This is a genomic window from Halomonas sp. TD01 (assembly GCF_923868895.1).
Taxonomy (GTDB): Bacteria; Pseudomonadota; Gammaproteobacteria; order Pseudomonadales; family Halomonadaceae; genus Vreelandella.
Map to the genome: position 1 here is coordinate 3713973 of NZ_OV350343.1, position 12456 is coordinate 3726428.

Below are 12456 nucleotides of genomic sequence, written 5' to 3' on the forward strand. Positions count from 1 at the left end.
AACTACACTCTAGTGGCAGAGTCGCACTAAGCGCGACTCGCTTATTTGTCGCTAAGGAGAGCCAATGCCACAGTATATCGACGATCCCACGTTACCCAAGCCAAGTTTCCCAGGCAGCCACATGGTGATCGATGATCACTATGTGTTTATTTCAGGGCTGACCGTTACTGATCTTTCTAACGGCAAAGCCACCCGTGGAGATGTCAAAGAAGAAACTCGCCTCGTCATGCGCGAACTTGAACGCATGCTAGAGCAAGAAGGTGGCAGCCTAGCGGATATTGTACGGGTAGACATCCACCTTGCTGACTTAAGGCAGATCAATGCATTAGACAGTATCTACGCGGAGTTTTTTGAACCTGGACGCTACCCAGCACGCACCTGTACAGAGTCACCAAATATTTGCGGGGGTAGCACCGTCGAAATCACCTTGATGGCAAAGCGTCCACCGCAAGAATAATCCTCAAGCATTCTGGGCGCTTAATGCGCCCTTACCATTGCCAAGATGGCCTCAATATCCAAGTGCGCTTCCAGCGTATCAGCCAGTCGCTCCAGCGCTTGCTCACGATGGGCGCGATAATCGACGGGTGTCGCACTTTCTAGGCCTAACTGAGTAAGCAGCGCTTGGCAGGCATCGGGGTGATCAAACAACCCATGCAGATAAGTCCCCATCACTTGGCCATCGATGCTGATAGCCCCATCCACGTGGCTACCTAAATCAAACAGCGGCCGATTGAGTGCAGCCCCGCTACTCACACCATTGTGAATTTCGTAACCCGTCACTGCCGCCTCTTGCCCTACCATGGTGCCACTGACATTACGCAACTGTTTGCCCGATACCATACGCGTGGCCATCTGCAATAGCCTCAAGCCTGCTACCTTTCCTGGCGCGCCTTCCAGGCCGTCTGGGTCATCAACCCACTCGCCCAGCATTTGAAAACCACCGCAAATTCCCAGTACCTTTCCGCCGTAGCGCAGATGACGGACTATGGCGTCTCTCCAGCCCTGGCGTGTTAGCCATGCCAAATCGCTGGCGGTGCTTTTACTACCGGGCAATATAATCACATCAGCAGGTGGAATCGGTTGGTCTGGCCCTACAAAGGTTAGCGATACCTGGGGGTGTAAGCGCAGCGGGTCAAAATCCGTATGATTGCTGATACGAGGCAGCGCGGGAACAATGACCTTCAGGGTGTGATTGGCTTTTTCAGCGTGAACTAGGCCAATGCTATCTTCAGCGTCCAGCAGCAGGCCTTGCAGGTAAGGCAAGGTTCCCAGTACCGGCTTGCCGGTACGGGCCTCTAACCATTCAAGGCCTGGTTCAAGCAAGGCAATATCACCCCGGAAGCGATTAACAATAAATCCTTTCGTGCGTGCCTGTTCGCTGTCGCTTACTAGTGCCAGCGTGCCTACAAGCTGAGCAAACACACCGCCACGGTCAATATCACCCACTAACAATACCGGGCAGTCGGCAGCTTCGGCAAAGCCCATATTGGCGATATCGCCTTTACGCAGATTGATTTCCGCCGGGCTACCCGCACCTTCAGCAATGATCACATCAAAGCGGTTTTCCAAGGCCTGCCACGCTGCCATGACGCTCTCTTTCGCCGTGTGCTTGAACGCATGGTAATCCAGTGCATCCATATGGCCATGCACCTTGCCGCGCAAAATCACCTGGGCACCACGATCAGTTTCCGGCTTTAACAGCACCGGGTTCATATCACTATGGGGAACCACCCCTGCCGCCTGAGCTTGTAGCGCAGTGGAGCGGCCAATTTCACCGCCGTCGCTGGTGACCGCACTATTGAGTGCCATGTTTTGCGGTTTAAATGGCGCGACTGAGATACCACGGCGCTTTAACACGCGGCAAAGCCCGGCAACCACCGTGCTTTTTCCCGCATCCGAGGTGGTGCCCTGAATCATCAATGTGGTCATAGTCTGCCAATCACCAAGCGTAAGTGTAATTTACCATCGCAGCGGAATCGCTTGGAGCATTAGCATCATGGCCTGGTTCAAGCGTATGCAAGAGATTAAATTGCCACAAGCTGCTGTCGCTAGTAGGGAATGTGTACCCCAGTTCGATATCCAGTTGACGTCCTGAAGGCTCAAGCGAGGCACTGCGAGTCTCGCGTACGACGCTACCATCTAAGCGACGTCCTACTGGTACATCGAAGAGTGCATTTGCACTTGCGATTCGTAGTGGCTGGCGGAGGGTAAATGCAGCGCGTTCATCAGCACGCTGACCGCTCCCAGACCACTGTAAGCCCAGCGCCATTTGCTGCGCCCTTATATCATCGATACGGGTCAACAGCCCGCTGCCGACAGCGTTGCCTCGCCCCTGTTCAAACTCTGCAAAACCACTAAAGCCATTATTGAATGCTGCCTGTAAGCCAACGCCTGCAAACGCCATTTGGTTTTGCTCGCCCAACCCCAAGGCCCCGCTGCCACTGGCCCCCAACAGGCCTTGCTGCTCATCTAATTGGCCTACATAACCACTAACACTAAGGGCGGGTGACACCTGAAGTGCCAGTCCTACGTCTGAACGGTTTGCACGGTAGTCGCTGTGACTTTCCGTGCTGTTTACACCACCGACCCAGTGGGAGGCCGTCAAGCTTAGCTGCTCGCCCAGCGGATAACGGGTTTTTACACCATTGACTGACTCAAATGCCTGGGTCAATTCAGACCCTGCTTGAAAGGAGATCATCGGCATCATGGCCGACTCCATATAGCCACTCATGGGGTCAGGCTGGTCACCAGCAAAGCTAAATGCGCTCAACTGTACGTCACCAAAAGTACCGTCGAAACGACTACCCAAGACATCACCCATACTGTTATTGCTAGACGTAAAACGGTAATTCCCCTGCTCGATGGATTGCGTCTGTTTCGCATAGGCAGATGCCTGAGACAGCTGCTCCATTTGATCACGGAGCTGTATAGCACGCCGTGTGCGCGGCTGAGCATGCAAACCAAGGTTGAGTTGGTAATCTCGCCCGAGCGTATCGAATACCGCTACATTATCAAGCACACCAGACGCCGCTACCGCATTGCCATAAGCACCAGACAGCTGCATAAACGAACCATCCGCCGACTCGCCGCCTTCCGATATACGCTGGCTTTGGCTTACCACCAGCTCACCTTCTGGTGCTAGTGCCGCATCGATATCTGCTTCGCCCTGGCCTAGATAAAAAGCACCGCAATTCAAGGTGCCTGTTTCGCCACAACTATTATGCCGGAATAGCTCATTATCCTGTCGAGCGGTATCCAACAGTCGCTGGCTTGCTTCTCGGGCCGTCAGGTGAGGCCATTGAGCAACAATTCCCGCCGCGTACTCGGAGACACGCGCTGCAGAAATAGAAGTACCTTGAGCACCTTTCTGACGATTGGCATATTCAGCGCCTAACGTGCGCTCTTGTAGGCGATTATCGTCACCAGGATAGCTACTGAGTGGATGAATCGAGCCATCTTCTGTCGTACCTACCGCAATGAGCATCATGCGATACAAATCGGGGTACCGATCATAAATAGCGTTGCCCTTGGTATCGATAGCGCTTCCACTGTTGCCAGCGCTAACCACATAAACAGCCCCTTTACCATCGTTGGCATTTACCACGCGTTGAAAAGACGCGGCAGATGACACGCCATTAAATGAAAGCCGAGGGTCGCTGGCCTCCAAGCGACGGGAGAAACTTGCGTTTATAACTCGCGCGCCCCTTGCTGCAGCTTCACCAATGGCATAATCAAGAGCGTTGTTTAAGGTAGCACCCTGGCTATCTTCTACTTTGAGCAGATCAAGGCGAGAGTTTCCCAACGTGCCCCCAGTAATCGTCGATGCCACCGCATTACCGTGCCATTCATCAACACCGCTGACATTTGTCGTGTTGGTATAGATATCTAAGCTATCTATTACTCGCTCAGCGTTGGTAATAGTGGCGATATCAAAAGCGCTGTCAGCCACTGCAACACGAACCAGCCCAGGCTCGAGAGGGGCAGGACTTGCACGAGATGGCGAACCGCCTGAAGCGTGCTGGCCACCGCCACCGCCGCTTGAGCTACATCCTGATAAAGACAGCCCAATCGCTATCCCCACTGTCAGGAAGAGAGGCCGCTGTTTAGGCATCATGGCCACCTTTTATATCAATATGAGGCTTTACGTACATGCCCCCTACAGGCGGTATACGAAAAGAGAAACTGCGTAGGCATTTAATACTGAGAGAACTCCGTACGCAAGGGATGGGGTTTCCAGCAGACAAGCATGCTAATTTCCGCTAGGGTAGCGCCTCACGCTGCCAAACGAATTCGTATTAGATGCAAGAATTACTCAATAATATTGTCGCCGAACTAGCCCTTGAAACCGAACGAGGCAAAGTGGCCGACTACATTCCCCAGCTTGCCCATGTGGACCCCAGCCAATTCGCTATCAGTTTGGCCACGGTAGACGGCCAACGATTCTCTGCGGGCTGCGCCACCACGCCGTTCTCAATCCAGAGCATTTCCAAAGTTTTCACGCTAACCATTGCGCTGGGAAAATGGGGTGACGGATTGTGGTCGAGGGTCGGGCGAGAGCCTTCTGGCGACCCGTTCAATTCAATTGTGCAGCTTGAGCACGAAAGCGGTAAACCGCGCAATCCGTTTATTAATGCCGGGGCGATTGCAATTGTTGACGCCATCATGATGGGTCACGAGCCTAAAGAGACACTTGCGGAAATTCTTAGCTTTGTGCGCTACATCGCCGACGATAACAGTATCTGTTTTGATCATCAGGTAGCGGCTTCCGAAATGCAGCACAAAGATCGCAACGCATCGCTGGCTCATTTTATGAAAGCCTTTGGCCGCCTGCGTCATGATGTCGACAAGGTGCTCGGCACCTACTTTCACCAGTGCGCGATTGCCATGAGCTGCGACCAACTTGCTCACGCCGGGCTGTTTTTGGCATCGGACGGTGTCAATCAACCGAGCGATTTACGCGTGGTATCGCCACAGCGAGCACGGCGGATTAATTCACTGATGATGATGTGCGGCCACTACGATGCGTCGGGGGAGTTCGCTTTCCGCGTCGGCTTACCTGGCAAAAGCGGCGTAGGCGGAGGAATTTTAGCTATTGCTCCTGGGCGTGGTTCGCTTGCCGTATGGTCACCGGGGCTGGATAAATACGGCAATAGCCTACTGGGTACACGTGCGCTGGAAATGTTTGTCCAGGACACTGGCTGGTCGGTATTTGGACACTAATTCAGGGTTAATGCGGCTCAAGCAAGGGGGAGTGCTGAGCCGCTTCCCACGCTTGCACCTGCTGCTTTGTTTCAATCCCCCAGCGATAGCCACCTAGCGCACCGCTTTGTTGGATTACCCGATGGCAAGGAATCCACAGTGCAATGGGGTTAGCACCCACCGCATTTCCGACTGCTCGAGATGATTTCGGCATGCCAAGTGCCTGGGCAATTTGCGAGTAGCTCGCCAACTGCCCTTCAGGAATAGTGAGCAGCGCGCGCCATACAGCAATCTGGAAATTAGTACCACTCACGTGGAGCGATAGCGTGGCAGGGGTCGCTTTTGTGGTCGTTTCTGCAGATGTTGTAAACAGTGCCTCTACCGCATAACGGGTGGCATCAGGGCGATGGCATAGCGTACTGCGTGGCCACTGTTTTACGAGTTCTGCCAGCAACGCTTCCTGGCTGGTAGATGCCACAAAGGCCATCCGACAAATTCCTCTCGGCGTCATCGCCACCAATATCTCGCCGAAAGGTGTAGGGTGCACGCCATAGGCAATCTCAACCCCCTCCCCTTGGCGCTTAAATTCACCCGGCGTGACCGCTTCTAGCTGCACAAAGTGATCATAAAGCCGCGAGCCACCGCTTAGTCCTAGCGCATGCACGGTGTTGGTAAGACTTTCTGACGATGCGATCAGTTGTTTGCCCCGCTCCAAGGTCAGCGCCTGTAAAAAACGCTTAGGACTGATACCCGCATAACGACAAAACAGCCGCTGGAAATGGTAAGCACTCAAATGCACCTGCGCCGCCACTGTTTCCAAACTTGGCTGGCTGGCGGCATTGGCCACCATATAGGCCATCGCTTTTTCGATACGGGCATAGTCATTCATAAAGACGTTCTCATCGGAGCTAAACGAGGAAAAGCACAGAGCCGAAACATAAGGTTCATAACACAGAACAAGCGTAACCACCCCATGTCACTAGGCCTACCCGAATCTTGCGCAATATCGTGGCATCTCAATTTTGTTCAATACACCTTTTACGCGTCATTCCAAACTCTTGGCTCTATTCAGGAGAATGACAATGAGCGTTTCACTACTGTTACCGATGTCTGCATTTGCCCTTGCCGCATCTATTTCCCCAGGCCCAGTCAACCTTATTTGCCTGAGTAGCGGCACCCACTACCCTATCGCCAAAGGGCTTATCTTCGTCACGGGTGCGACATTAGGGTTTCTGGCCCTTTTCCTGGCGATTGGAGCAGGGCTTTATTCACTGCTAAACGTAGTGCCATTACTGGAAGAAGTACTACGCTGGGCAGGGCTGCTTTTCTTACTTTACTTAAGCTACCAACTTTTCCAACATGATGGCTCGGTTCATGGCCAGGGCACAGACAAACCACCAGGTTTTATGACCGGCGCGATGATGCAGTGGCTAAATCCTAAGGCGTGGTTGGCGTCTGCCGCTGGCATCGGGGCTTACACCAGCAGTAGTGACCCCTATCAGCTATGGCTGTTCGCAGCTCTCTATCTACCCATTTGTTGGTTGTCACTGGCAAGCTGGGTTTATGCAGGCGCTTTTCTTAGACGCTATATTCACCGTCCGTTCGTTCTGCTTACCATTAACCGCACGCTGGCTGCTGGCCTAGCTGCCAGCGCTATTTTCCTGCTGTTTGAGTAGCGGATAGCGATACTGGTTGGGTGTTGCCGCCACTAACCGCTTAAATGTTCTCTGGAAGTGGGGTTGGTCGTTAAAGCCGGCTAATAAAGCCGCATTAACGATCGACTCCCCCTGCCTAAGCGCCCGCTGGCCAAGCTGAACACGGCGATTAATCAGATAAGCATGAGGGGTAAGCCCATAGTGCTGCTTAAACGCACGGATAAGATGACCAGCGCTATAGCCGGTTAACTGACATAGCGTTTCCAATGACACATCAAAAGCCGCATTCACGTCACAATAGGCAGCCGCAGCCTGCAAGCCATCCGGCGGCTGCGGCCTAGAGACGGTTGTCTCGTGCGCTAATGCCAGCATCAATGCGGTAAGAAACCCGGTAACCGACGCGTGCTTCATAGAGAGAGTGCATTGCTTATCCAATAAACAAGCCGCCATTTCACAATAGTGGGCATACAGCGCTGGCTGTGAGACCACCGCCGTATCAATATCACTCCAGGTTGGGGAACCAAGCGTGCCTATTTGATAGCGTAAATCCGCTAGCCATTGTGCATCCACATAGAGCATCAAATATGCCCAAGGTTCGTTCTCGATGGGGTTACAGGCATGCACCCAGTCAGGGTTCATCATAACCAAGTCACCGGCGCTAATCGGGTAAGTCGATTCCCGATAGAAAAACGTACTGCTGCCTGACGTAATAGCCCCTACCGACCAGTGAACATGGCTATGAGGGGCGTAGCACACTTGCCTCGCATCACTGATTTTACGCAGTTCGACATAAGGCAGCCGTGAGTCGCGCCAAAAAACAGGCGGCGACCCAACACGTGGAGACCCAGCCTGTAGAGACCCAGCCTGTAGAGACTTAGCATGTAAAGACTTAGCACTTGGAGACTTATGGCTCATCTTCTGCTCGCATCATCAAAAAATAGCGAATAGCCTGATGGCTTGGCCTACGCTAGACAATAGCACAACGCACGCACAGTATGGGCCGCCAGACAAGCTCTATATAAGCCAGATTGCGTAGGAATTCGCAATGCCATAAACGTCAGGAGGACACCATGGCCAATCGAATGAATAACCCAGATCATCGTGATGTGATTACCCTTTTCGCCCGAATGGGCTACGCTTCTCGCGGCATCGTTTATGTATTAGTGGGAGGCCTAGCCACCCTGGCAGCCTTTGAACAAGGCGGCCAAACGGAAGGCAGCCGCGGTGCTCTAGAAAGAGTGTTAACTGCTCCCTTTGGTAAAATCATGCTAGGTCTTATTGCTGTCGGTTTGGTCGGCTACGCTATGTGGCGCACAATCCAAGCTGTCAAAGACACCGACCATCATGGTAATGGTGCTAAAAGCTTAACTATTCGCGCAGGTTTATTAGCGAGTGCCATTACGCATATTCTTCTGGCATTTTTTGCCGCAACGCTCATCTTCCAATTTGCAGGCTCTTCTGGGGATTCCAGCGGCGGCTCGCAAGGCGTAGCAGGTTGGCTGATGCAGCAGCCTTTCGGGCGATGGTTAGTTGGCGGGGTTGGTTTAATTTTGATAGGTGTTGGTATTGCCCATGCAATCAAAGGCTACAAAGCAAAATTCGATAAACACTTTGCGATGCCACCACAAACTCAACAATGGGCCTACCCCATCTGTCGATTCGGCTTAGTGATTCGCGGTCTCGTCTTCGTGATCGTGGGCAGCTTTTTTATCATCGCAGCCTACCAAATTAACCCTAATCAAGCAGGTGGTATGGGAGAAGTGTTCAGCACGCTGCGAAGCCAACCTTTCGGTCAGTGGTTGCTTGCCTTTGTCGCACTTGGACTCTTTGCGTTTGGTCTCTACAGCCTTTTAGCGGCCGTCTATCGTCGCATTAATACTGAAATGTAGAGACATAAGATGCTTTCAACAACACGGACTAAACAGTGGTTTGAGCGTATTAATGGTTCGAAAAACATGCTGTGGTTACTCGGCACCCTGTCTTTTTTAGAAACCATTATTTTGCCAATTCCCATTGAGCTGGTGTTGATCCCGCTCATGGCGATTAACCAGCAGCGCATTTGGGCAATGGCCACCGCGACGACCCTTGGCTGCCTGATAGCTTCCATTGTGGGCTATACCGTCGGCATGGTGCTGTACCAATCTATAGGCACATGGTTTATCGAATTTATGGGTATGGAGCAGAGTTATCAGTCGTTCCAAACATTCTTCGAGCAGTACGGTTTTGCAGCGATTTTGGCTATTGGCATACTGCCGATCCCGTTTCAGGTGGCCATGATTACCGCTGGGCTTTCCGGCTATCCGATTATGTTATTTGTGCTGGCTGCCCTGCTAGCCCGTGGGCTTCGCTATTTCGGCCTTGCTTGGCTGGTACACCGCTTTGGCAACCGCGTAGAACTTATGTGGAAGCGTCACGCGCTTAAAACCAGCCTCGCGCTAGGTATGGTGGTACTGGTGGTGGTCGTCGGATTACAGTCGCTGGCTGGGTTAGTAATATCGCGTTAATCGCTAAACCGTAGGCCTTCTTCATCCCTCAACTGCCAGACTAGGCCTTATCGCTATTATCCAGCGGTAATGTGCCGTACTCTTTCACCGGCTGAATAGCAAAGTTGCTGCGAATATCGCTCACTCCAGGTAAGCGCAGCAACGTCCCCGTTAAAAACGCCTCGTACGCAGCCAAGCTAGGCACTACCACCTGTAGCAGAAAATCCGATTCACCAGATACCAAATGCGCAGTGACCACTTCCGGCAGTTTAACCACGGCTTCTCGAAAGGCATTAGCTTGCTCTTCATGGTGGCGTTCTACCTTAATGCCCACAAACACCGTTAACTCCAGCCCGACGCTTCGACGATCAAGCTCCGCGTGGTAGCCACGAATAATGCCGCTTGCTTCCAAGCGTCGCACTCGGCGTAAACAGGGAGACGGCGACAAATTTACTTTCTCTGCGAGCTCCACATTGGTTAAGCGAGCATCCCCCTGTAGCAACGCAAGAATGCGTCGATCGATAGCATCTAACTGACCAACTGGCATAAGTAAGCATTTCTCCACTCTTATTTGGCACAAAATACCAATAACTGATGTTCCATGAGCGCAAATGGCAAGAAATCACTCATCAGTTTAACGGTACCATGCCCTTTATGAAGTCACTACGTGCAATTTTGAGGGAGCGGCCATGGAAATCGGTCTTTTTATTAGTGCATTAGCCATTGTTTACCTGATTCCAGGCCCAGATATGCTGTTGGTGCTACATACCAGCAGTACGCTGGGCCGTGGGCATGGATTAGCCACAGCGCTAGGGTTAGCCATCGCCCGAGGGCTGCATGTGGCGTTAGCCGGTTTGGGCCTGGCCGCCCTATTTGTCGCCGCTCCGTGGCTTTTTGATGCTGTTCGTTATCTCGGTGCTGCCTACTTGATTTGGGTGGGCGTACAGCTGATTCGTACTAAACGGAGCACCGATACTAACCACCCGCAAGCATCGCTCACCGGTAGCTATTACCTAGCCTGGAGACGGGGTCTTTTAACGAACCTGCTGAACCCGAAATCGCTGCTGTTTTGTTCGGTGTTATTACCCCAGTTCGTTCACACCCAACAGGGTGACGTTGCGCTCCAATTTACTCTATTGGGGGCTGTGCTAGTGGGCGTGGGGCTTGTGTACGATGCGCTATATGCCTGCTTGGGAGCGCGGATGCAACGCTGGTTTGCCAGCCATCAAAAAAGGCAAACCCTGCAACGCTGGGTATTTGGAACACTCATTATTGGCTTTGCCCTAAGGTTAGCCTCTTAAACTTAATCAGCAAAAAGCCTGCCTAGGCTGCGTTGATAGTTTAAATACCATAATCTCGTTCGACTTTGGCAATGCGCGTCTTAAAGTGCTGGTACCACTGCTGATGGCCTAGTCGCTGAGCTTCCTGATGCTCAGCGTGGGCTTTCCACGCTTTTATTGAGGCCAAATCAGCCCAGTATGACACCGTCACTCCCACCTCATTTCGGGCAGACTCTACCCCCAAGAATCCCGGCTGCTGTGCTGCAAGTTCAACCATTCTTGTCGCCATTGCGTCATAGCCATTATCGATCTCGGTGCGTTGTGAGGTAAAAATAACCGCGTAGTAAGGCGGCTCGGGCGTATTAGCAATACTAGGCATAGCAGCACCACCTTGATTCGTATTGGTTACGGCATCAGTCATTTACAAAAACCTATTACAAAGAAGCACTACACAGAGCTATTACACAGAGCTATTACACAGAGCTATTACACAGAGCTATTGCACATAATAACCACTGACTCGCCACTCTCCATTTTCCAAATGAGGCGTTACGGTTTCGATCCCTCTCGTTTTATTTTCAAATCGAGTATGGAAGATAAAAACCATGTAGTCGCCATCCGGCGCACCGGGCATAGATTGATAATGGGAGACTTGCACTCGCTGACGTGATTCTACCGGGCCAAACTCATGGCGTGCTAATTCAATAATACGTCTGAGCATTCTAGGCGATAGCGGCGTTTTGAGTAGCGGCGATGAGGCTTCCCAGGCTTGTTCAACCTCACCATTATCAATTGATTCTAGCCACGCCAGCGCCGCTGCCTCTGCTGTCTGAACAGAGGCCTGAGCATAGGTGGTCAGGCTAAGCAGTATCGCGGCGAGAAGAAAAGCAGGTGATTTTGACATGGCAGACTCTTGTGGCGGTTTGGTATTTTCATACCTCTTACGTAATTATCGGATAATGACAGGACTTCTTTAACAGCAATATTTTCCCCGCTTCTAAAACCTTCTCAGCTCGTTTACTATGCGCCACCCAATATTTCAGCGCCCACCATTAGGCTACCATGTCCGCCAACGCACTCTATACCGACCTATCTGGCTACTACGATTTGATGTGTGTCGATATCGACTATCAAGCGCAAAGCAACGCCATTCATCGGCTCCATCAGATCTTCGGCAACGGCGGGCATACGCACCTTGATTTAGCCTGTGGCACGGGCCCTCATGTTCGCCATTTTATTGATTTCGGTTATCTCAGCAGTGGTCTTGATATTAACCAACCCATGCTGGATATCGCCGCCATACGTTGCCCAGAAGCGCTCTTTTCGCTGCAAGACATGAGTGCATTCGAAGCCAGCGAGCCCCTCGATTTGATCACCTGCTTTCTGTACTCGATCCACTACAACGATGGGATTGAAAAGCTAAAAGGGTGTATTTCCAGAGCCCATCGCACGCTAAAACAGGGCGGCGTTTTCTATTTTAACGCGGTGGATAAAAACAAAATCAATAACGATTTATGGGTTAAACACAGTGCCAAACAAGAAGACAGTGTCTTCACATTCCGCTCGGGTTGGCACTACGCTGGGCACGGCGAAAAGCAATCGCTTAGACTAAGTATTGAAAAAACCATCGCAGACGCCACGCAGATATGGAACGATGAGCATCCGATGGTAGCGGTCAGCTTTACGGAATTAACCGACCTACTGGCGCCTTATTTTGAGGTGCATGTATTTGAGCACAACTACCAGACCATCACCCCTTGGGATAACCTGTCGGGCAATGCGATTTTCGTCTGTGTGAAGCGTTAGCGTCGATAAGGCAGAGAGGCTTATGTTGCCTCT

At 51.9% G+C, this 12456-nt stretch carries 14 protein-coding genes; 7 read left to right on the forward strand and 7 right to left on the reverse strand.

Annotated features, from left to right (window positions below):
- Positions 1 to 64 precede the first annotated feature (64 nt).
- A complete protein-coding gene (locus L1X57_RS16855) occupies positions 65 to 457 on the forward strand; it encodes a RidA family protein (RefSeq protein ID WP_009723567.1) in 393 nt (130 codons plus the stop codon).
- Positions 458 to 477: 20 nt separating this feature from the next.
- On the opposite strand, the gene L1X57_RS16860 is transcribed toward L1X57_RS16855, so the two are convergent.
- Positions 478 to 1929 carry a cobyric acid synthase gene (locus tag L1X57_RS16860; protein WP_009723568.1) on the reverse strand — a complete coding sequence of 484 codons (1452 nt, stop codon included), beginning with the start codon at positions 1927 to 1929 and terminating at the stop codon, positions 478 to 480.
- A gap of 10 nt (positions 1930 to 1939) precedes the next feature.
- Positions 1940 to 4114, reverse strand: coding sequence for a S8 family peptidase (locus tag L1X57_RS16865; RefSeq protein WP_234667802.1), 2175 nt, complete (start codon positions 4112 to 4114; stop codon positions 1940 to 1942).
- A gap of 185 nt (positions 4115 to 4299) precedes the next feature.
- On the opposite strand from L1X57_RS16865, the gene L1X57_RS16870 reads away from it, so the two are divergent.
- A complete protein-coding gene (locus L1X57_RS16870) occupies positions 4300 to 5220 on the forward strand; it encodes a glutaminase (RefSeq protein WP_009723570.1) in 921 nt (306 codons plus the stop codon).
- Between the two features lie 7 nt (positions 5221 to 5227).
- Here L1X57_RS16870 and L1X57_RS16875 read toward each other — a convergent pair whose 3' ends face one another.
- Positions 5228 to 6088 carry a bifunctional transcriptional activator/DNA repair enzyme AdaA gene (locus L1X57_RS16875; protein ID WP_009723571.1) on the reverse strand — a complete coding sequence of 287 codons (861 nt, stop codon included), beginning with the start codon at positions 6086 to 6088 and terminating at the stop codon, positions 5228 to 5230.
- Positions 6089 to 6281: 193 nt separating this feature from the next.
- Here L1X57_RS16875 and L1X57_RS16880 point away from each other — a divergent pair, with 193 nt between their 5' ends.
- The gene (locus tag L1X57_RS16880; RefSeq protein WP_009723572.1) at positions 6282 to 6875 is read left to right on the forward strand and encodes a LysE family translocator; all 594 of its coding nucleotides are present in this window, start codon (positions 6282 to 6284) and stop codon (positions 6873 to 6875) included.
- Here the strand turns inward: L1X57_RS16880 and L1X57_RS16885 are convergent.
- Positions 6840 to 7769 (reverse strand): AraC family transcriptional regulator, encoded by a 930-nt coding sequence (locus L1X57_RS16885; protein WP_083817064.1) that lies wholly within the window; start codon positions 7767 to 7769, stop codon positions 6840 to 6842. The two genes, L1X57_RS16880 and L1X57_RS16885, sit on opposite strands and share 36 nt — an antisense overlap.
- Before the next feature lie 155 nt (positions 7770 to 7924).
- Here L1X57_RS16885 and L1X57_RS16890 point away from each other — a divergent pair, with 155 nt between their 5' ends.
- Both L1X57_RS16890 and L1X57_RS16895 read left to right on the forward strand, forming a co-directional pair.
- Complete coding sequence (locus L1X57_RS16890; protein ID WP_009723574.1) at positions 7925 to 8743, forward strand: DUF1206 domain-containing protein; 819 nt, start codon at positions 7925 to 7927, stop codon at positions 8741 to 8743.
- A 9-nt stretch (positions 8744 to 8752) separates the two neighbouring features.
- On the forward strand, positions 8753 to 9358 hold the full coding sequence (locus L1X57_RS16895; RefSeq protein WP_009723575.1) for a YqaA family protein: 606 nt from the start codon (positions 8753 to 8755) through the stop codon (positions 9356 to 9358).
- Positions 9359 to 9398: 40 nt separating this feature from the next.
- Here L1X57_RS16895 and L1X57_RS16900 read toward each other — a convergent pair whose 3' ends face one another.
- Complete coding sequence (locus L1X57_RS16900) at positions 9399 to 9884, reverse strand: Lrp/AsnC family transcriptional regulator (RefSeq protein ID WP_009723576.1); 486 nt, start codon at positions 9882 to 9884, stop codon at positions 9399 to 9401.
- A 142-nt stretch (positions 9885 to 10026) separates the two neighbouring features.
- On the opposite strand from L1X57_RS16900, the gene L1X57_RS16905 reads away from it, so the two are divergent.
- Positions 10027 to 10638: a LysE family translocator gene (locus L1X57_RS16905; protein WP_009723577.1), complete on the forward strand. Its 612-nt coding sequence runs from the start codon at positions 10027 to 10029 to the stop codon at positions 10636 to 10638.
- A gap of 40 nt (positions 10639 to 10678) precedes the next feature.
- Here the strand turns inward: L1X57_RS16905 and L1X57_RS16910 are convergent, their stop codons facing one another.
- Together L1X57_RS16910 and L1X57_RS16915 are read right to left on the reverse strand one after the other, a co-directional pair.
- Complete coding sequence (locus L1X57_RS16910; RefSeq protein WP_009723578.1) at positions 10679 to 10996, reverse strand: antibiotic biosynthesis monooxygenase family protein; 318 nt, start codon at positions 10994 to 10996, stop codon at positions 10679 to 10681.
- A gap of 117 nt (positions 10997 to 11113) precedes the next feature.
- Complete coding sequence (locus L1X57_RS16915) at positions 11114 to 11521, reverse strand: DUF4019 domain-containing protein (protein ID WP_009723579.1); 408 nt, start codon at positions 11519 to 11521, stop codon at positions 11114 to 11116.
- A 158-nt stretch (positions 11522 to 11679) separates the two neighbouring features.
- On the opposite strand from L1X57_RS16915, the gene L1X57_RS16920 reads away from it, so the two are divergent.
- Positions 11680 to 12423 carry a class I SAM-dependent DNA methyltransferase gene (locus L1X57_RS16920; RefSeq protein WP_009723580.1) on the forward strand — a complete coding sequence of 248 codons (744 nt, stop codon included), beginning with the start codon at positions 11680 to 11682 and terminating at the stop codon, positions 12421 to 12423.
- Positions 12424 to 12456: the final 33 nt, after the last annotated feature.